Annotated in this window: 21 protein-coding genes; 9 read left to right on the forward strand and 12 right to left on the reverse strand. The window is 69.5% G+C overall.

Translation table 11 applies throughout. The features are described 5' to 3' along the window. Positions 1-3: 3 nt before the first annotated feature. Entirely contained in the window at positions 4-1,773 is a 1,770-nt protein-coding gene (leuA, locus tag ACOJV9_RS07840) for a 2-isopropylmalate synthase (RefSeq protein ID WP_420184635.1), read from the forward strand. Here the strand turns inward: leuA and ACOJV9_RS07845 are convergent. Then, entirely contained in the window at positions 1,766-2,215 is a 450-nt protein-coding gene (locus ACOJV9_RS07845; RefSeq protein ID WP_420184636.1) for a GyrI-like domain-containing protein, read from the reverse strand. The genes leuA and ACOJV9_RS07845 overlap by 8 nt on opposite strands. Next, positions 2,097-2,663 carry a MerR family transcriptional regulator gene (locus tag ACOJV9_RS07850; protein ID WP_420184740.1) on the reverse strand — a complete coding sequence of 189 codons (567 nt, stop codon included), beginning with the start codon at positions 2,661-2,663 and terminating at the stop codon, positions 2,097-2,099. The genes ACOJV9_RS07845 and ACOJV9_RS07850 overlap by 119 nt, the downstream gene beginning before the upstream one ends. Between ACOJV9_RS07850 and ACOJV9_RS07855 the strand changes: the two genes are divergently transcribed. After that, positions 2,589-2,945, forward strand: coding sequence for a hypothetical protein (locus ACOJV9_RS07855; protein WP_420184743.1), 357 nt, complete (start codon positions 2,589-2,591; stop codon positions 2,943-2,945). The two genes, ACOJV9_RS07850 and ACOJV9_RS07855, sit on opposite strands and share 75 nt — an antisense overlap. An 11-nt stretch (positions 2,946-2,956) precedes the next feature. On the opposite strand, the gene ACOJV9_RS07860 is transcribed toward ACOJV9_RS07855, so the two are convergent. The 3 genes from ACOJV9_RS07860 to ACOJV9_RS07870 all read right to left on the reverse strand — a co-directional run bounded on the left by ACOJV9_RS07860 (position 2,957) and on the right by ACOJV9_RS07870 (position 5,582). Next, complete coding sequence (locus ACOJV9_RS07860; RefSeq protein ID WP_420184637.1) at positions 2,957-3,580, reverse strand: alpha-ketoglutarate-dependent dioxygenase AlkB; 624 nt, start codon at positions 3,578-3,580, stop codon at positions 2,957-2,959. A 56-nt stretch (positions 3,581-3,636) separates the two neighbouring features. Further along, entirely contained in the window at positions 3,637-4,548 is a 912-nt protein-coding gene (locus ACOJV9_RS07865; protein WP_420184638.1) for a GNAT family N-acetyltransferase, read from the reverse strand. A 332-nt stretch (positions 4,549-4,880) separates the two neighbouring features. After that, a complete protein-coding gene (locus ACOJV9_RS07870) occupies positions 4,881-5,582 on the reverse strand; it encodes a hypothetical protein (RefSeq protein WP_420184639.1) in 702 nt (233 codons plus the stop codon). Positions 5,583-7,713: 2,131 nt separating this feature from the next. Between ACOJV9_RS07870 and ACOJV9_RS07875 the strand changes: the two genes are divergently transcribed. Beyond that, positions 7,714-8,034 (forward strand): hypothetical protein, encoded by a 321-nt coding sequence (locus ACOJV9_RS07875; protein ID WP_420184640.1) that lies wholly within the window; start codon positions 7,714-7,716, stop codon positions 8,032-8,034. A gap of 625 nt (positions 8,035-8,659) precedes the next feature. On the opposite strand, the gene ACOJV9_RS07880 is transcribed toward ACOJV9_RS07875, so the two are convergent. Further along, positions 8,660-9,253 carry a hypothetical protein gene (locus tag ACOJV9_RS07880; protein ID WP_420184641.1) on the reverse strand — a complete coding sequence of 198 codons (594 nt, stop codon included), beginning with the start codon at positions 9,251-9,253 and terminating at the stop codon, positions 8,660-8,662. A 72-nt stretch (positions 9,254-9,325) separates the two neighbouring features. On the opposite strand from ACOJV9_RS07880, the gene recO reads away from it, so the two are divergent. Together recO and ACOJV9_RS07890 are read left to right on the forward strand one after the other, a co-directional pair. Next, positions 9,326-10,051 (forward strand): DNA repair protein RecO, encoded by a 726-nt coding sequence (gene recO / locus ACOJV9_RS07885; RefSeq protein ID WP_420184642.1) that lies wholly within the window; start codon positions 9,326-9,328, stop codon positions 10,049-10,051. Further along, on the forward strand, positions 10,048-10,863 hold the full coding sequence (locus tag ACOJV9_RS07890; protein ID WP_420184643.1) for an isoprenyl transferase: 816 nt from the start codon (positions 10,048-10,050) through the stop codon (positions 10,861-10,863). The genes recO and ACOJV9_RS07890 overlap by 4 nt, the downstream gene beginning before the upstream one ends. On the opposite strand, the gene ACOJV9_RS07895 is transcribed toward ACOJV9_RS07890, so the two are convergent. Genes ACOJV9_RS07895 through ACOJV9_RS07920 form a run of 6 tightly spaced genes read right to left on the reverse strand, consistent with a single transcriptional unit; the run spans position 10,838 to position 14,772 of the window. Next, complete coding sequence (locus tag ACOJV9_RS07895; RefSeq protein ID WP_420184644.1) at positions 10,838-11,242, reverse strand: hypothetical protein; 405 nt, start codon at positions 11,240-11,242, stop codon at positions 10,838-10,840. The genes ACOJV9_RS07890 and ACOJV9_RS07895 overlap by 26 nt on opposite strands. Before the next feature lie 16 nt (positions 11,243-11,258). Continuing rightward, positions 11,259-11,702, reverse strand: a complete 444-nt coding sequence (locus ACOJV9_RS07900; RefSeq protein ID WP_420184645.1) for a Fur family transcriptional regulator — start codon at positions 11,700-11,702, stop codon at positions 11,259-11,261. Continuing rightward, positions 11,699-12,703: a metal ABC transporter permease gene (locus tag ACOJV9_RS07905; RefSeq protein WP_420184646.1), complete on the reverse strand. Its 1,005-nt coding sequence runs from the start codon at positions 12,701-12,703 to the stop codon at positions 11,699-11,701. The genes ACOJV9_RS07900 and ACOJV9_RS07905 overlap by 4 nt, the downstream gene beginning before the upstream one ends. Next, positions 12,696-13,514, reverse strand: coding sequence for a metal ABC transporter ATP-binding protein (locus ACOJV9_RS07910; protein WP_420184647.1), 819 nt, complete (start codon positions 13,512-13,514; stop codon positions 12,696-12,698). Before ACOJV9_RS07910 ends, ACOJV9_RS07905 begins: the two co-directional genes overlap by 8 nt. Next, complete coding sequence (locus ACOJV9_RS07915) at positions 13,511-14,437, reverse strand: metal ABC transporter substrate-binding protein (RefSeq protein ID WP_420184648.1); 927 nt, start codon at positions 14,435-14,437, stop codon at positions 13,511-13,513. Before ACOJV9_RS07915 ends, ACOJV9_RS07910 begins: the two co-directional genes overlap by 4 nt. 53 nt (positions 14,438-14,490) lie before the next feature. After that, positions 14,491-14,772: a DUF6703 family protein gene (locus ACOJV9_RS07920; RefSeq protein ID WP_420184649.1), complete on the reverse strand. Its 282-nt coding sequence runs from the start codon at positions 14,770-14,772 to the stop codon at positions 14,491-14,493. Positions 14,773-14,838: 66 nt separating this feature from the next. On the opposite strand from ACOJV9_RS07920, the gene ACOJV9_RS07925 reads away from it, so the two are divergent. The 4 genes from ACOJV9_RS07925 (at position 14,839) to ACOJV9_RS07940 (ending at position 19,046) form a co-directional block, all read left to right on the forward strand. Next, the gene (locus ACOJV9_RS07925; RefSeq protein WP_420184650.1) at positions 14,839-16,254 is read left to right on the forward strand and encodes a glycine--tRNA ligase; all 1,416 of its coding nucleotides are present in this window, start codon (positions 14,839-14,841) and stop codon (positions 16,252-16,254) included. A gap of 20 nt (positions 16,255-16,274) precedes the next feature. After that, positions 16,275-17,162 carry a hypothetical protein gene (locus ACOJV9_RS07930; RefSeq protein WP_420184651.1) on the forward strand — a complete coding sequence of 296 codons (888 nt, stop codon included), beginning with the start codon at positions 16,275-16,277 and terminating at the stop codon, positions 17,160-17,162. A 131-nt stretch (positions 17,163-17,293) separates the two neighbouring features. Further along, positions 17,294-18,385: an LLM class flavin-dependent oxidoreductase gene (locus ACOJV9_RS07935; protein WP_420184652.1), complete on the forward strand. Its 1,092-nt coding sequence runs from the start codon at positions 17,294-17,296 to the stop codon at positions 18,383-18,385. 1 nt (position 18,386) lies between these two features. Beyond that, on the forward strand, positions 18,387-19,046 hold the full coding sequence (locus ACOJV9_RS07940; protein ID WP_420184653.1) for an FMN reductase: 660 nt from the start codon (positions 18,387-18,389) through the stop codon (positions 19,044-19,046). Positions 19,047-19,271: the final 225 nt, after the last annotated feature.

Here is a 19,271-nt window from a genome sequence, read left to right on the forward strand (position 1 = left end):
ACGATGATCCACCCCCAGCAGTCCTCCGGGATGCCGACGAGGAAGTACCTGCCGTTCCAGGACCAGATCGAGGTCCACCTGCCCGACCGCACCTGGCCCGACCAGGTGATGACCAAGGCGCCGCGGTGGTGCGCCGTCGACCTGCGCGACGGCAACCAGGCGCTCATCGACCCGATGGACTCCGAGCGCAAGATGCGGATGTTCAAGCTGCTCGTCAAGATGGGCTACAAGGAGATCGAGGTCGGCTTCCCCAGCGCGAGCCAGACCGACTTCGACTTCTGCCGCGAGCTCATCGACGGTGGGCACATCCCCGACGACGTGACGATCCAGGTGCTCACCCAGTGCCGCGACCACCTCGTCGAGCGGACCTTCGACGCCATCCGCGGGAGCAAGCAGGCGATCGTGCACTTCTACAACTCCACGTCGGTGCTGCAGCGGCGGGTCGTGTTCGACCTGCCCCAGGAGGGCATCATCGACATCGCTCTTCAGGGAGCGCGGCTGTGCCGCAAGCTCGAGGAGACCGTGCCCGAGACCGACGTCTACTACGAGTACTCGCCCGAGTCCTACACCGGAACCGAGCTCGAGTTCGCCGTCCGGGTCTGCAACGAGGTCATCGGCGTCATCGACCCGACGCCGGACCACAAGATGATCATCAACCTGCCCGCGACCGTCGAGATGGCCACGCCGAACGTCTACGCCGACTCGATCGAGTGGATGGTGCGCCACCTCGACCGGCGTGAGTCCATCGTCGTGAGCCTGCACCCGCACAACGACCGCGGCGAGGGCGTGGCGGCGGCCGAGCTGGGCTACCTCGCCGGCGCCGACCGCATCGAGGGCTGCCTCTTCGGCAACGGTGAGCGCACCGGCAACGTCTGCCTGGTCACGCTGGGCATGAACCTCTACAGCCAGGGCATCGACCCGCAGGTCGACTTCTCCGACATGGCCGAGATCCGGCGCACGGTCGAGTACTGCAACCAGCTGCCGGTTCACGAGCGGCACCCGTGGGGCGGTGACCTCGTGTACACCGCCTTCTCCGGTTCGCACCAGGACGCGATCAAGAAGGGCATCGACGACATGGAGCGCCGCGGCAAGGCCGCGGGCAAGGGGATCGACGAGCTCGACTGGGGCGTGCCCTACCTGCCGATCGACCCGCACGACATCGGTCGGTCCTACGAGGCGGTCGTCCGCGTCAACAGCCAGTCCGGTAAGGGTGGGGTCTCCTACCTGCTCAAGGCCGAGCACGGGCTCGACCTGCCGCGCCGGCTCCAGGTGGAGTTCAGCGGTGTCGTGCAGAAGCGCACCGACGCCGAGGGTGGCGAGCTCACCGCTGCCGAGATCTGGCAGATGTTCTCCGACGAGTACCTCCACGCGGACGCGCCCGAGGACCGCTGGGGTCGCTTCACACCGGTGCGCTCGACGATCAGCGGCGCCGAGGACGGCATCGACGTCATCGAGGCGACGGTGCTCGACCACGGTGAGGAGGTCGAGCTCTTCGGTCGGGGCAACGGGCCGATCGCCGCGTTCATCGAGGCCCTGGGCAGCATCGGCGTCGACGTCCGGGTTCTCGACTACGCCGAGCACGCGCTCTCCGCCGGTGGCGACGCGCGGGCCGCGGCCTATGTCGAGTGTGCGGTGGGCGAGCGCGTCCTCTGGGGAGTCGGGCTGCACGAGTCGATCGTCAAGGCCTCGCTGCGGGCGGTCATGTCCGCGGTCAACCGGGCCGAGCGCGACGCCGCGGTGGTGGAGGGCCGACCGTCCATCGCCGTCAGCTGACGGCGAAGACCGGCCAGCCGATCTCGGTGCGCCACTGCGACGGATCGGGGGTGTCGCGCGGGCCGACGAGGTAGGTCTCGCGAACGGGCCCGGCCACGGCGAGGGCGTTGGTGACGACCCACGCCCCCACCTCGCCGTAGGTGACGTCGATGTCGTCGTGGCCGCCCACGTGGGTGGCCACGGCGAGCTCCACGGCGGGCAGCTCGACGGGGTGGACGCGACCTCGACTCGGCGGTTCGGCGCAGGCCCGGTGGACGAGCACGTGCCCCCTGCCCCTCTCGAAGAGGACGTTGTCGTAGACGCCGCCGGGCGGGCCGAGCGGATCAGTGAGGGTCGTGTCGAGCTCCGCCATGGCACCGGCATGCCAGCCGAGGACGTCGTCGAGGTCCACGTCGTCCTCGACCGCGGCGACCGTCAGCGACGCCAGGGACCGCACCTCCACGCGCACCCGCGGGCTCGGGAGCGAGCAGCCGTCGAAGCGACCGCACGGCGGCACGCGTGCGATCGAGCTCGGCCTCGAGGTGGTGGAGGTGGTCGGCGACGATCCGGGACGGAGTGCCCGGCTCCGGGGTCGCGAGGATGCGCCGGACCACCGCGAGAGGGACATCGAGGTCCCGCAACCGATGGATGACCTGGGCGGTGGGGATCTGGTCGGCGGCGTAGTAGCGGTAGCCGGTGTCGTCGTCGATGTCGGCGGGGACGAGCAGCCCGGCCTCGTGATAGCGCCGCAGCGTGCGCACGCTGAGGTGGGTGAGCCCCCCGGAGGAGGGTCCAGTCCTTGACCCTGCGCCCGGGGGAGGGGCCACGCTGACCGCATGACCGACAGCATCACGACCCCCGTTCACCCCTCCGAGCTGCCTTCCACGATCCGGACGTTCCTCGCCGCCCATGCCGCCCGGGAGATCGAAGCCGCCGCCCGAACCTTGGCCGGGCACGCCGTCGTCGTCGACCAGGACGAGACGTATGCCGGTGAGCGCGAGGTGCTGCGCTTCCTCCAGGGCGCCGGGAGCGAGTTCACCTACACGACCGAGCTCCTCACAGCTGGGCGGACCGACGAGACCCACTGGGAGGCGGTCAACCGGATCGAGGGCGACTTCCCCGGCAACGTCGCCGACCTCACCTACCGGTTCACGCTCGACGGCGACCTCATCAGCGAGCTGACCATCCGTTGATGCTCCCGGCGTCAGCGGATGCCGCAGGGGCGGAACTGGATCGAGATGCGTGGACCGACGGGCTTGCTCGTCTTGGGGATCGCGTGATCCCAGGTGCGCTGGCACGACCCGCCCATGACGACGAGGTCGCCGTGCCCGAGCGAGAAGCCGATCGACGAGCCACCGCCTCGTGGGCGGAGCATGAGGGAGCGTGCGGACCCCACCGACAGGATCGCCACCATCGTGTCGAGGTCCTTGGCGCGGCCGATGCGGTCGCCGTGCCACGCGACGGAGTCGCGGCCGTCGCGGTAGAGGCACATCCCGGCGGAGACGAAGGGCTCACCCAGCTCGCCGGCATACCGCTGTGACAGCAGGTTGCGGGCCTCGAGCAGCGTCGGGTGGGGGAGCGGCTCGCCCTCCTCGTAGAACTTGAGCAGCCTCGGGACGTCGACGACGCGTTCGTACATCTCGCGGCGCTCGGCCTTCCACGGCACGTCCTGGTGCAGGGCGTCGAAGAGCAGGTCGGCGCCGGTCAGCCAGCTCGGCTGGTAGTCGACCCACGCGCCTCGCGACAGCACCGTGCGGCTCGGCGCCAGCGGGCCGAGCGCGATGGTGTCACCGGTGTCGAAGAGCGAGTGCTGCAGGACCGCGTCCATGCACCGACGATAGCGCAGTTCGAACGCCTGTTCTAGTCCCTTGGTCGCTCGCTCGCTCAGAGGTTCGTCTGCCAGTGGTGGTAGGTCTTCGTCACGACCATCCCGACCTTCTCGTAGAGGCCCAGGGCGCCGGTGCGGGAGTCGGTGGACAGTTCGCTGCGGACGGCACCGTGGGCGCGGGCGCGCTCGAAGGCGTCGACGAGCAGGGCCCGGGCGAGACCTCGGCCGCGCTGGTCGCGGCGCACGGCGAGCTGGGCCACGTAGCCGAAGTCGCCGGCCTTGACGACGAAGGCCATCCCGACCGGGATGCCGTCGGGGTCGGTGGCGAGCCGAACCTGCCACGGCTCGAAGCCGGGACGCCGGATCACGTTGGCGGCCCAGTCCTCGAACGACGAGGGCTGCCGCTCCGGCCACTCGTTGAAGGCGTCCTCGACGAGCCGGTAGGTCACCTGGTCGTCGTCGCCGGGGACGTAGTCGCGCAGCCCGTAACCCTCGGGCAGCGGCTGCGGCGTGATCTCGGCGCCCTCCGGAACCTCGAGGACCCATGAGGTCCACCCGCGCTCGTAGCCGAGCTGTCGGAAGAAACCCTCCGCCTCCCCGCCGGCCGGCACGGTCTGGCCGACGATGGTGCCGCCATTGCGTGCCGACGCCTCGCGCGCCCACTCGACGAGCCAGGTCCCGATCCCGCGACCACGGTGGTCGGGGTGCACGGTGGCCTCGGCGCGGCGCCCCTTGTATACCTCGGCCGCCGCGACCATGACCTCACCGTCGAGGATGGCAATGCTGTCGCGCTCCAGCGAGAAGCTGGGCCGCTGCCAGTCACCCTCGATGTCCTCGAGCTCGACCGAGACCTCGCCGGTGTCGTGCTGCTCGGCGGCGGCGAAGACCGCGAACACGGACGCCGCGTCCGCCGGGCTGCAGGGACGAGCGTGGAGCCCTTGGGGGAGAGCGGTGTTGGCTGAGCTCATGGCACCAGCATGCCGGTGAGGGTCCCGCCGCGCACGTGAATTGCGGTGCATCAACCGTCAGCTGACACTCGGGTAGTTCAGCTGTAGTCGAGGTGGTCGGCCGGTATAGCGAACAGTTCAGGCACAATCGAAGTGGTGAGTCACTTCGCCCAGAAGGGGCTAGCCGTCGAGAGGGTCGAGAACGTGCCATGCGTTGTGCCCGGCACGCGGCATGTTCTCGACCCTCGGCCAGTCGCGGACGCCGGTCCCGCTGTGGCCCTGAAGGCGATCGGCTCCCGCGGCTCGAGGTATTGGCTGCCACGGCCCTAGCCAAGACTCGCTGGGCACGCCCCTTAGTAGCGCTCGCCTTTGTAGGCCTCCGTGTTGGCTAGGCGATCGAGCATCGTCGACCCGGTGAGCTGGGCTCGGAGAGATCGAATATTCTCTCCGGCCGAGTGGCGCATCATCGCAGCCCAGACCAGGACGCTGCTCAGCCGGATCTCCAAGGGCATCGAACCGTCAGCGCTAGGTGCCGCCGAAGGCTGGTCGAAGTCCTGTAGGGCTGGAACCAAGGAGACGAACTCAGCGGTGTCACTCGCGTTGTTCACCAGACGCACCAAGGCCGCCTCCACTACCGGAACATACAGAGTCTTGTCCGTCTCGGCCCATGTGTCGAAATGCCGATCTAACGACGGGTGCCCCGCCCACTTGTTACGGAGATGGCGCACGTACTTGAGCGGCATGTGGTGATCAGCATCTATGTCCGCCCGCAGAGCCTCCAGCCGAGTCAGGTCAGCAGATGGAGCCTGTGCAGAGACAAGACGCTGCTTCATCCGGCCATGTGCTGTGGGCAGTGACGCGGTTCGACTGTTCCCGGGATCTTTGTTTGCCAGCCCGCCGTCGTTGAGTCCAGCGATGTCGAGCACCGCCTGCCGCATCAGGCGACGCTCGATGTCCGCCATCACACGGCCGGGCCTGTCGTCGTCCTCGGGTAGGTTGCTGAAGTACTGCCGAGTCCGCTTCGCCAAGTAGAAGCTCTGGACGGCGTTGATCACGGTTGATCCCAAGAGAGCCGACATCTGTGTCCATGGGATCTCGGCGTCTGCACTTGCCGCCAACTCCGCATGCGTAGCGGGACTGTCCGGAAACGTCGGCAGCACTGAAGCTGCGTACTCGGACTCGAACCGCGGCATTTTCATGTCCCGATCCAACCATCAACAACCTTGGGCCGAGCTCACTTCGTACCACCTCGCCGGATCGAGGGCGTTCGTGCAAGCTAGCTTGCACGCAGTTATGGAACCTGCGCTGAGCGACAGCGAACGTCGACATGCAGGCCAGATTGACCAACCGACCCGTGTGGCGTCGCCGCCCTCATCAGAGTCGACCGGCCCTGCAACCGTCCGCGTCTCCCACCGCAGCCTCGGCCGCATGATTGACGCGGTGCACCGCCTATCTCAGGCCCTCGCGGCCGACAAGTGGATCCCAAGCCCCACGCGTGACCGTCGGACGTTCAGATCGATCTAGTACGCCGCAGATCCGAGGGGACAGTTTGGAAAGGGGGGTGGGTCAAAGCGCCGCATTCAAGGCGACCGGTGGACCCAGCGCGGCCAGGGTGAAGCTTGGGCGACCACGGGTGGACCGCAGCGGTGCCCGAGCGCAAGGAAGCATCTCGAGCTCGAGCGCAAGGGCACCTCCTTGAGTGCGAAGCGTCCACCCGTCTATCTACAAGATGGCCGCTGGTTGACCTGTCTCGACCGGGGAAGGTTGCTGCCTGCGTCAGAGACTCCCTGCAGCGCCCAGACCTTGGCAGACTTACTAACGTGAGCGAATTGCGGATTGTGGTGGGGCGCCCAGGCGGGCAGCATGGGATTAGCTGGCGTATCTGGACGGATGGCAACGATATACGCATCAAGCCTCGGACCATGCAGGGATCCTTCAAAGTGAGAGTGCACCCTCCCGATCTCACGCGGGCAGACAGATCGCAACGAGCGTTCTTCTTTGGCTGGGAGATTAGTTGGCTACGGCAGCATCCAGGCAGCAGTGAGCCAAAGGGCGCTGACCCCATTGAGCAGTACTGGCCTCGCGAGCTTGGCCCAGGGGTGGTCCGGATTGCTGCGATACGCGTACACCCTGAGGCTGCGACATCTGAAAGGCCCGTCTCAAAGGCTGATTCGCACGTGTGGCTTGACCCTCGTGGCCCGGATCAGACCGTCGAGGTGCACATCCTTCTAGTCGAACGAACCCTCGATGCAAGGCAATGGTGCCTCAATCATCAAGAGGGGATGGTGTGTGGTCTTTTCGACGAGAGCGAGCTCGGCGATGTGATTCTCTACCGGTTTCACGATGATGCTGGGCCATCACCCATTGAGGTTAGAGGCGAGGGCGATCCCAAAGCATTCGCACCGGGCGATTTGGAGGCATTGCGTTTGGGATCGACCGTCGTGACGGCTCAGTTGTGGTCGACGAACTCCCGATTAGAGTCATACCGCCCGCTACCCCATAGCACTCAATACGACAAGAGTGGTGCGTCCTCTGTAGCCACCAACTCCGGCCGCAAGTACAGAGAACGACCTATTGCCTCACCCGCCCAAATCTCAGCCCGTTTCGTCGCTTCGAGTCGGACTCCTATCGGCGCCGACCACATCCCAGTCAAAGGCCTCAAGCATCAGCTCCGAGCGTGCAGCGTTGAGGAAAGCTCGTCGGAGGACCCAGTACTTGCTGTTCCAAGCCCGCCACCCCTCGCCCGACTGATCTGCCCCAAGGCATTGGCACTCTTCTTGGTGGGCTTCTTGGGGCGACGACCTCCTACTTCATCCAAGCCGCCGGACACCGCCGCGAAGCGGGCGAGCGTCTGCAAGGGCTTAGGCGGCAGATCTACGTTGACTGGCTCCGTCGTTCCCATAACTTCTATTCAGCGGTGCGCCTTGTGTCCTCCCGACATCGGGAGGGGCGAACGACCCCTGCTGAACTTGTGGAGGAGCTTCGTCGCATCCCGCCCGAGCCGGCCCAAATCGCATTGGAGCATCTTCGTCTCACAGCAGGGCAGGACGTCGCAGCGAGTGCGGCCCGCCTGTGGACGCACATGCGCCGTGAGGCCGTACCCCTGGCTGGCTGTACCGCGAGGCGCCGTCCCCTGCAGCCAGCCTGCCCTATGGGTGGGGCGTCGTCACCGACCTTGGCGTGCTGATGAGGTGGAACGAGAAGCACGACTACACGGGCGTGCTCCTTCCGGCATTCCTCGGGCACCCGCGCTTCACGGTCCTCGCCCGGTACGACAGCAAGGACCCGATCGGCGGCGCCGTGCTCCACGAGGCAGGCGCCACGATGGAACTCTCCAACGCCTGGACCGCCGGACGCCGGGGTGAGGATGTCGCCGGCATGGTCAAGTGCGCGGCCGTCCTGCACCCGGGTCGACCGCTTGTCGGCTACGCGCACGGGGACGAGCTCGGCCGGTGGCTCGCGGCTGGCTTCCGCACCACCGGAGCGCACGACGTGTGGGTGCGCTGAGATGGCGTGTCCCTGCTGCCGCGGTCGCCAAGAAGCGACCGAAGCCCATGCGTTGGAGTCCGCCAGACGCCGACGCGCAACGACCTCACATGCCGCCGATGGTGAACGTGTCGCGACGTGAGCGAGTAGCGGTTCCCCCACCGTCCTTGATTACGCTGTGACCGTGCTCGCCTCGGATGAGAGACCGACCGACCGGCCTTGTGAGGACTGCGGCGGGCTGGTGATCTCCGGACTTGAACCCGTCGCACCAGGCGACGATCCGGAGTTGGAGGCGGAAGGTCTGACGGCGGCGAGGAGTGACTGGTGCACGAATCTCGACTGCCCGTCCAACCACGCCTTTAAGAGCCTGACTCGAGTCGGGGTGAACGACTACATCTGTAGGGTCTGCGGCGAGGCGTTGCGCACTCCGATGAGTGCGGTCCGAGCCCACACAGCGACGCATTGACCCGCCGCGATCCGCTCGTTCAAAGCAGTTGTCTCGCGAGGTGCGTCTAACCGCCGCCTGTGCGCGTGCTGCTGTGCTCAGGCAACGGCACTACCTGAAACCAATTCAGTGGTCCGGGGCGGCACCGCTGCCACAAGTCGCCGGATCGCGAGGTAGACGCTCCGCCACTTCACCAACCCCTTACGCGAACCACCCGAAGTCCCCCTCGAGGTCGGCGAGGGGCCACAGCTCACGCGCGCCGTGGCTGGCCACCTCCATGGCTGCGCCGTCGAGCGCGACGAACGTCTCGGGCACGTCCACGTCGGCCCAACTGAGGACGAGCTCGAACGGCTCGGTCGGGACGGGGCGGACCCACCACGTCTGGGTGAGCCGGAGGTCGCTCGACCCTCCTTCGGTCCTGCTGAGGGACGTTCCCGCAACGGAGCCGAGCTCCGGAGCCATGGCGTCGTCCGCGCGTGCACCGACCTTCGTCCCGTCGCCCAGGAGCAGGCCTACCCGCGGTTCGCTGCGCAGGCCGTATGGGCCGTCGACGCGCGACGACGCGTCCGGGTGCAGCCACCCCTCGAGGTGCAGCTGCACACCTCGGTCGTAGACCTGCGCGTGCCCGAGCCGGAGAACGACGGCGTCGGTCGTCGCGACGTCGATTGCGAGAGGCAGGAGGACCGGCACGACGTTGAGCGGTGGCACCCACGGCACATTGCCTAGCGCCCGCTCGCCACCCGGCTCGGTCTCCGCGGTGGGCAGGGGCTCGAAGAAGGGGTCTCGGGACGTCACGGCGACACGCTATCCGCGCCACGGGCGGCCCGGCATACGAGCGTTGTCGCAGGCGCGGGGGAGAATGGTCGGGTGCCGCTCTACCGTGATCAGGGGATCGTCCTGCGCACCCACAAGCTGGGTGAGGCGGACCGGATCATCACGGTGCTCACCCGCAGCCTGGGCAAGGTCCGCACGGTGGGCAAGGGCGTGCGTCGCACGAAGTCCCGCTTCGGTGCGCGGCTGGAGCCGGGGATGCTCGTCGACCTCCAGTGCTACGAGGGGCGCACCCTCGACACCGTGACCCAGGCCGAGACGCTGGAGTCGTGGGGTGACGTCGTGTCGCGCGACTACGGCGCGTGGACCGCCGCCAACGCGGTGCTCGAGACCTGCGACCGGCTCACCGAGGAGCGCGAGCCGGCGCTCCAGCAGTACCTCCTCGTCACCGGCGCGCTGCGCTCGCTCGCGGGCAAGGAGCACGACCCCAACCTCGTCCTCGACGCCTACCTCCTGCGCGCGCTCGCGATCGCCGGCTGGGCGCCGAGCTTCCACGACTGCGCCAAGTGCGGTTCGGAGGGTCCGCACCGCGCGTTCCACGTCGTGTCCGGTGGCGCCGTCTGCTCCGTATGCCGTCCGCCCGGCTCCTCCGCCCCCGCGCCGGAGACGCTCCGCCTCCTGGCGGCCCTGCTCGCGGGCGACTGGTTCGTCGCCGACGCCTCGGACCCCCGGCACCGCCGCGAGGGCAGCGGAATGACCACCGCGTTCCTGCAGTGGCACCTCGAACGCGGGGTGCGCTCGCTCCGTATGGTGGAGCGGTGACGAGCCGCCCCTTCGCCCACCCCAGCGGCGCGCGGCCCCCGGCCCTTCCGCCCGCGCAGGTCCCCGGTCACGTCGCGATCGTCATGGACGGCAACGGGCGCTGGGCCAACGCACGCGGGCTCCCGCGGACCAAGGGCCACGAGGCCGGGGAGGCAGCCCTGCTCGACGTCGTCGCCGGGGCCATCGAGGCCGGGGTGACCCACCTGTCCGCCTACGCCTTCTCCACCGAGAACTGGAAGCGCAGCCCCGACGAGGTCCGCTTCCTCATGGGCTTCAACCGCGACGTCATCCGCCGGCGCCGCGACCAGCTCCACGAGTGGGGCGTGCGGATGCGGTGGGTGGGCCGGCGACCGCGGCTGTGGTCGTCGGTCATCAAGGAGCTCGAGGTTGCGCAGGAGCTGACCCAGCACAACACCGGCCTGACGCTCTACTTCTGCGTCAACTACGGCGGCCGGGCCGAGCTCGGCGACGCCGCCCGGGCCATGGCCGAGGACGTCGCCCGCGGGCGCCTCAAGCCCCGCAGCGTCGACGCCCGCACGCTGGCTCGCTACCTGCCCGAGCCGGACATGCCCGACGTCGACCTGTTCGTGCGGTCCTCCGGGGAGCAGCGGACGAGCAACTTCCTGCTGTGGCAGAGTGCCTACGCGGAGATGGTCTTCCTCGACACGCTGTGGCCCGACTTCGACCGCCGTGATTTGTGGCGGGCGATCGAGATCTACGCCGACCGCGACCGCCGCTACGGCGGAGCGGTCGACCTCCCGGGGGCGCAGGCCCTCGCGCCGTCGGTCAGCCCGGACCCAGCAGCGCACTGAGCGGCGCGACGGCGACGACGCTGTCAGCCTTCGACACGAGCTCGGGATCGATGCTCACGAGGGCGTCCGCCTGGAGCCGGGCGACAGCGAGGTACTCCGCGTCGCGCAGCGTCTCCCACCCGTGCTCCCGCGCGATCGTCCACGACGTCATCCGGGACACCCGGTCACCGAGCAGCCGGATCCTCACCTCGGTCATCCGCTCGTGCGTGGACCGCACGGACGACTCGTCGCGTTCACCGCGCACCACCTGGCCGAGCAGAAGCTGGAGCGCCTCCGAGCGGATCGACCCGGGTGCGACGAGCTGGTGAGCCGGGTCGACCGTGAGGCCCTCGTCGACGAGGTGCAGCAGCGTGGGCGCGTCGACGACGAACCGGGTCATGGCAGCTCCTCGGTGCTCAGTGGGACGTGCAGGTGCCGAACAGCTCGATGGTGTGCGTGACGTCGGCGAAGCCGTGCTGGCGGGCGACCTCGGTCGCCCACGTCTCCACGGCCGGACCCTCGACCTCGACGGTGCGGCCGCACTCCCGGCAGACGAGGTGGTGGTGGTGGGAGTCGGTCGAGCACGACCGGTAGGCCGCCTCGCCGTCGTCGGTGCGCAGCACGTCGACGTCGCCGTCGGCGGCCATGGCCTGCAGGTTGCGGTAGACCGTGGCCAGGCCCACCGAGGCGCCCTGAGCCTGCAGCTTGGAGTGCAGCTCCTGGGCGGAGAGGAACTCGGAGGTCGTCGCCATGAGCTCGGCCAGGGCGGCACGCTGGCGGGTGGGTCGCCGGGTCGCGCCGGACGCACCGGACGCGCCGGACGCGCCGGCCCCGCCCGTGCCGATGGAGTGGGTGCTCATCGAGTGGCCTCCTCGGTCTCCGGGCGGTGGCGCTCGGTCCCGTCGTGCTCGTCGTAGTGGTCCCGGTGCGGTGCGTGCCGGTGGCCGTCGTGCAGGTAGTCGAGGTGGTCGTGATGGACCACCGTCGGGTGACCGCACGCGGGGCCGTGCTCGTGCTCGTGCCGCTCGGCGCGCTCGTGAGCGGCGCGCCGGGCGCGGCTGACGACGGCGGTGACGGCGCCGACGACGAGGAACGTCGCGATGGCGATGAGGACGATGGTGCCGCCCGAGGGGGTCTCGGCATAGAACGACACGACGACCCCGCCGACACTCGACAGGACGCCGAGAAGGGAGGCCCACAGCAGGCTGGTGCGGAAGCTCCGCGAGACCAGCTGCGCCGAGGCGTTCGGGATGATCATCAGCGCCGTGATGAGCAGGAGCCCCACGACCCGCATCGAGACGACGACGGTGACGGCGGTGAGCACCGACAGCGCGATGTTGTAGGCCATCACCGGCATGCCGGCGGCTCGGGCGTACTCCTCGTCGTTGGCGACGGCGAAGAAGCGTTGGCGCAGCAGCCACGTCACCGCGACGACGACGACAGCGAGCGCGGCGAAGACGACGATGTCGGCCCGGCTCGTGGTGAGGATGGCGCCGAAGAGATAGCCGGTGAGGTTGGCGGGGGAGGACGCGGGTGACTTCGAGATGAGGACCACGCCGAGCGCGATGCCTCCGTAGAACATCACCGCCAGTGCCATGTCCCCGCTCGTGCGTCCGGTCGCCCGGATCACCTCGACCGCCACCGCGGCCGCGATCGCCGCGACGAGGGCGGTGAGCACCGGCATCGAGCCGGTGAGGATCCCCACGGCCACGCCGGCGAGGGCCACGTGGCCGATGCCGTCGCCGATGAGCGAGAGGCGCCGCTGGACGAGGAAGGCCCCGACGAGCGGTGCAGCGAGCCCGACGAGCACCGCGGCCACGAGAGCCTGGCGCATGAAGTCGAGGGCGAGCAGGTCACCCATGGTGCACCTCCCGGCGGCCGAGGGGATCTGTGACGATCGCGGCGATGCCGGGGGTCCGCCCCTCGACGGCCGGCGGGTCGTCGTGGTGGTGGACGGTGCCGGCCTCGTGGCCCCGGTGGGTCGCGAGGTAGTCGCGCGGGGTCCCGTCGTAGTCGACGTGGCCGCCGTCCATGCAGACGATCCGGGTGACGACGTCGTGCAGCGCCGCGAGCTCGTGGGTGACGATGAGCATCGACGTGCCGCGGGTGGCGAGGGCGGCGAGCACGTCCGCGAGGACCCGCTGGTTCGCCGCGTCCACCCCGGCTGTCGGTTCGTCCATGACGAGGAGGTCGGGCTGCGAGGCGAGGGCGCGCGCGATGAGCACCCGGCGCTGCTGGCCGCCGCTCAGGGCGGTGACGTCCTCGCGCTCGCGGTCGCGCAGGCCGACGGCGTCCAGGGCCTCGTCCACGGCGGCGGCGTCGGCCGAGCCGGCAGGTCGCCACCAGGGGCGCAGGGGGAGCCGGCCGACCTCGACGACCTCGCGCACGGTCGCCCGGACCGACGTCGAGAGGGAGTGTCGCTGGGGGACGTAGCCGATGCGCGGCTTGTCGCGGAACCGGTCGAGGGGAGTGCCGAACAGCAGGACGTCACCGCCGAGGTGGTCCGACAGCCCGAGCAGCCCCTTGACGAGGGTGGTCTTGCCGGAGCCGTTGGGTCCGAGCAGGGCCACGACCTCGCCGCGCCCCTGCGACAGGGTGACCCCGTCGACGACCCGACGGTCGGCGTACCCGAAGGAGGCCGACCGAAGGGAGATGAGAGGGACGTCGGTCACGAGCAGCCCTGGCCCTTGACGAGGGTGGCGAGGTTCGAGCGCATGACCTCAAGGTAGTTCTTCCCGGCCGAGGCGTCGCTGAGTCCCTCGATCGGGTCGAGCACGGCCACGGTCGCACCGGTCTCCCTGGCGATCGTCTCGGTGAGGTCCTTGCTCACGAGCGTCTCGGCGTAGACCGTCTTCACCCCTGCCTCGCGCACGTGCTCGATGATCTCCTTCATGGCCGCCGCGTTCGGCTCGGTGTCGGGGGAGACGCCGGCGATCCCGACCTGGTGCAGGTCGTAGCGGTCGGCGAGGTAGGCGAACGCCGCGTGGCCGGTGACGAGCTCCCGGGTCGTGCAGGTCTTCAGCGCTGCCGCGAACTCCGTGTCGAGGGCGGTCAGCTCGGCGACGAACGCGTCGGCGTTGGCGGCGTATGCCGTCGCGCCGGCCGGGTCGGCCTTCGCGAGCCGGTCGGAGATCGCCTCGACGGCCGACGCATAGCGGGTGGGGTCGAGCCAGAAGTGGGGGTCGATGCCTTCCTCGGTGCCCTCCTGCTTCCCGTGCTCGTGCCCGTCGTGGGTGGCCTCGATGGTGAGGTCCACGGAGGTGGAGACGTCCAGCACCTTCTCGGCGTCGACCTGCGTCACGGCCTCGTCCACCGCCGGCTGGAAGCCCTTCTCGTAGACCACGACGGCGGACCGGCCCAGGGTCGCGACGTCCTTCGGAGTGAGCTCGACGTCGTGCGGCTCGGCTCCCGGCTTGGTCAGGCTGGAGACGGTGACGCGGTCCCCGCCGACGCGCTCCACGGCATACGCCAGGGGGTAGAAGGCGGCGGTCACGCCCACCGTGTCCTCGGTGGCCGCCCCGGTGTCGGCGGAGCTCGCGCCGCAGCCGGCGAGCGTGAGGGAGGCGAGCGTCGCGACGACCAAGGAGCGCTTCATGACAACCATTCTCAACTCGGTTGAGAATGGTTGTCAAACTCGATGCGGTCGGGTCAGCGCGGGACGGCCTGCGTGATCGTGATGGCCAGGGCCAGGGCGACCACCGCCAGCCGCATGAGGCGTTCCTGCGAGGTCAGCCGCGGCCAGCCGAGCACGAGCAGCCAGACGAGGAAGAGCGTGACCAGCGCGAGCAGCACCCAGCCCCAGCCGGGGATCAGCACGCCGGCGACCATGAGGACGAGGACGGCGAGGAAGGGGACCGCACGGGGCAGCGAGGCGATGGTGCGCAGGACGGGGGCGCTGGCGCTCTCGAGGGATTCGCGAAGGGGTGGCACGAGCGAGGAGCCTACGCGGGCAAACCGATGCGGCCACGCTGCGGGGTGGACAGTAACCTTGCGCCCATGCCCAAGGAGACCTCCACCGTCGATACCGTCGTCAACCTCTGCAAGCGCCGGGGCTTCGTCTTCCCCAGCGGCGAGATCTACGGCGGGACCCGGTCGGCGTGGGACTACGGGCCCCTTGGCGTCGAGCTCAAGGAGAACATCCGGCGCCAGTGGTGGAAGTCCATGGTCATCGCTCGCGACGACGTCGTCGGCCTCGACTCCTCGATCATCCTCCCGCGCGAGACCTGGGTCGCCTCCGGCCACGTCGGCACCTTCACCGACCCGCTCACCGAGTGCCTCAGCTGCCACAAGCGCTTCCGCGTCGACCACATGCAGGAGGCGATCGCGGACAAGCAGAACAAGCGCGCCGCCGCCGACGCCCAGGTCGACCCTGACACCATCGAGCTCACCGAGATCGCCTGCCCTAACTGCGGCACGCGGGGGCAGTGGACCGAGGCTCGCGAGTTCAACATGATGCTCAAGACCAACCTCGGGGTCATCGACGACGAGTCCGGCCTGCACTACCTGCGGCCCGAGACCGCGCAGGGCATCTTCGTCAACTTCCTCAACGTCATGCAGACCTCCCGCAAGAAGCCGCCGTTCGGCATCGCCCAGACCGGCAAGAGCTTCCGCAACGAGATCACCCCCGGCAACTTCATCTTCCGCACGCGGGAGTTCGAGCAGATGGAGATGGAGTTCTTCGTCAAGCCCGGCGACGACGAGCAGTGGCACCAGTACTGGATCGATGAGCGCACCCGCTGGTACGTCGACCTCGGCATCGACGCCGGCAACCTGCGCCACTTCGAGCACCCGAAGGAGAAGCTGAGCCACTACTCGACGCGCACCGTCGACATCGAGTACCGCTTCAACTTCGCCGGCAGCGAGTGGGGTGAGCTCGAGGGCATCGCCAACCGGACCGACTTCGACCTGTCGACGCACAGCAGGCACAGCGGCACCGACCTGCTGTTCTTCGACCAGACGACCGGCGAGAAGTACACCCCCTACGTCATCGAGCCGGCGGCCGGCCTGTCGCGCTCGCTCATGACCTTCCTCGTCGACGCCTATGCCGAGGACGAGGCGCCCAACACCAAGGGCGGTGTGGACAAGCGCGTCGTCCTGCGGCTCGACCGCCGCCTCGCCCCGGTCAAGGCCGCCGTGCTGCCGCTGAGCCGCAACGCCGACCTCTCGCCCAAGGCCCGCGACCTCGCCGCCACCCTGCGCCGCCACTGGAACATCGACTTCGACGACGCGGGCGCGATCGGCAAGCGCTACCGCCGCCAGGACGAGATCGGCACGCCGTTCTGCATCACGGTCGACTTCGACACCCTGGAGGACCAGGCGGTGACGATCCGCGAGCGCGACACGATGGCGCAGGAGCGCATCGGCCTCGACCAGGTCGAGGGCTGGCTCGCGCAGCGACTCGTCGGCTGCTGAGCCGACGGTGACGGACGGCCATGGCTGACGAGGTCGAGGAGGCAGTCGCCGCTGCCGCGACCAGTCTGTATGCCGTCCCGCTGGGGGAGTTCGTCGCGTCCCGCAAGGCGCTGGCCGCGACCGCGAAGTCATCGGCCGGCCCCGCGGCGGCCAAGGAGGTGCTCGCGCTGCGCAAGCCCACGGTGACGGCGTGGGCCATGAACCTCACCTCGCGCGAGGACCCGGAGGTCGTGCGCGACCTCGTCGGCCTCGGAGCTCGGATGCGAGCCGCGCAGTCGCGCCTGGACGCCGGCACCCTCCGGTCGGTGAGGGGGGAGCGGGACGCGACCGTCGCGGCATACGTCGACCGCGTCGCGGAGGTGGCCACGGCGGCAGGCGCCGCCCTCAGCGCGAGCGGTCACGACGAGGTGCGCGCCTCGGCCATCGCGGCCCTGGCCGACGAGAGCGCCGCGGAGGCACTCTGCTCAGGCCAGCTGACGCGGGCGCTCAGCTACAGCGGCTTCGGGGAGGTCGACCTCTCGGGCGCCGTGGGGGTGACGAGCTCCGGGTCGATCATGTCGGTGCTGCCCGGTGGCGCCGGGGCACCCGGAGCGTCCGGCGACTCGGGAGCGGCAGGCGAGGCCGAGCGCCGCGAGGGTGAGGGCCAGGACGACGAGGACGACGAGGACGACGACGAGCTGACGGCGGAGGAGCTCGCCCGGGCCGTGGCGGAGGCCAAGGCCGCCAAGGCCGCGGCGAAGGCCCGGCGTCGGGCGGAGGCGGAGGTGGAGGCCGCGCAGGCCCAGATGAGGCAGGCCCAGGCCGAGCTGGAGGCCGCAGAGGACGCGGCACGGGTGGCGCGAAAGGCGGTCGTCGCCGCCCAGAAGCGCCTCGACGCCGCGCGGGCCGACGTGTCGGGGCTTCCCTGACGGGTCGGGACTCCGGCACGCCCCGACCCGTCACGGAGCCCCCGGCAGGTGAGCGACGTAGGGAATGCCCGGCCGCACCCCTCGGTTAGATAGATTGAATCATCAACTACTTGAACCAAGGAGCATGCGAGATGGAGTTCGGCATCTTCACCGTCGGGGACGTCACCACGGACCCGACCACCGGCCGCGCGCCCACCGAGAACGAGCGCATCAAAGCCACCGTCGCCATCGCGAAGAAGGCGGAGGAGGTCGGGCTCGACGTCTTCGCGACGGGGGAGCACCACAACCCGCCGTTCGCCGCCCCGGCGAACCCGGCCGTGCTGCTGGCCCACGTGGCCGCGCAGACCGAGCGCCTCGTGCTCTCCACCTCGACGACGCTCATCACGACCAACGACCCGGTGCGGATCGCGGAGGACTACGCCTACCTCCAGCACCTCGCCGACGGCCGGGTCGACCTCATCATGGGCCGCGGCAACACCGGACCGGTGTACCCGTGGTTCGGGAAGGACATCCGCGACGGCATCGACCTCGCAGTCGAGAACTACGCGCTGCTGCGCCGGCTCTGGACCGAGGAGGCCGTGACCTGGCAGGGCAAGTTCCGCACGCCGCTGCAGGGCTTCACGTCCACCCCGAGGCCGCTCGACGGCGTGCCGCCCTTCGTCTGGCACGGCTCGATCCGCAGCCCCGAGATCGCCGAGCAGGCGGCCTACTACGGCGACGGCTTCTTCCACAACAACATCTTCTGGCCGATGTCGCACACCAAGCAGATGGTCAACCTCTACCGCCGCCGCTACCAGCACCACGGCCACGGCAAGCACGACCAGGCCATCGTGGGTCTGGGCGGCCAGGTGTTCATGAGGGCCAACAGCCAGGACGCGGTGCGCGAGTTCCGTCCCTACTTCGACAACGCACCCGTCTACGGGCACGGCCCCTCGCTCGAGGACTTCGCGCGCGAGACGCCGCTGACCGTCGGCTCGCCCCAGCAGGTCATCGAGCGCTACGGCGCCATGGCGGACCAGGTCGGCGACTACCAGCGCCAGCTCTTCCTCATGGACCACGCGGGCCTGCCGCTGAAGACGGTCCTCGAGCAGCTCGACATCCTCGGAGGCGAGGTCGTGCCCGAGCTGCGCCGGATCGCCGACGCCCGCCGCCCCGCCCACGTCCCCGCAACCGCTCCGCGCCACGCCGAGCGCATCGCCCACCCCGAGACCGTGGAGGTCTGAGTTGACCCGCCGCATCGTCGCCGTCTCCGCCGGCCTGTCCGAGCCGAGCTCGACCCGCCTGCTCGCCGACCGCCTCCTCGAGGCCGTCGACCGTCACGTCACCGCCCACGGCGAGGATGTGACGATCGAGGTCGTCGAGCTCCGTCCCCTGGCGCGGCTCATCGCTGACCAGATGCTCACCCGCTTCCCCAGTGGGGAGCTGACGACGGCGATCGAGAAGGTGCTCTCCGCCGACGCCCTCGTCGCCGTGTCACCGGTGTTCTCGGGTTCCTACAGCGGCCTGTTCAAGTCCTTCTTCGACAACCTCGACGTGGGGGCGCTCGACGGCCGGCCCGTGCTCGTCGCCGCGACCGGCGGGTCGGCGCGGCACTCGCTCATGCTCGACCACGCGATGCGCCCGCTGTTCTCCTACCTGCACGCGTCGGTCGTCCCGACGGGCGTCATGGCCGCCACCGACGACTTCGGCACGACCGGGCTCGACCGCCGGGTCGACCGGGCCGCAGCCGAGCTGGTCAGCGCGATGCTCGCCGCCCCGGGCGGCACGGACTCCCGACGGGGCGGCTTCCTGCCGGCCGTGACGGAGCAGCGAGAGGCCGGGTTCACCGACCGCTTCGACGAGGTGACCGACTTCAGCGAGCTGCTGCACCGCGCCTCGTCCTGAGCTGCCCCGTCCGTCCGTCGCGACCGACGGCCGGGCTCGCTCCCGAGTCCGCGTACCTCGGCGCGCTCGGGATGACCGGTCTCACGGCATACGGCGGTCTGCGGTAGGCCGCCCGGCTGGCCAAGGGCGACGGGCGATGGCTCCGCAGAGCGCAATTCGTCCGTGCGGGCGCATCGAGGAGATGGCCGCCTCGAGGTGCTCGCCGCCCACGTCAGGACAACGCCA

The organism is Knoellia terrae, assembly GCF_048606435.1.
GTDB lineage: Bacteria > Actinomycetota > Actinomycetes > Actinomycetales > Dermatophilaceae > Knoellia > Knoellia terrae.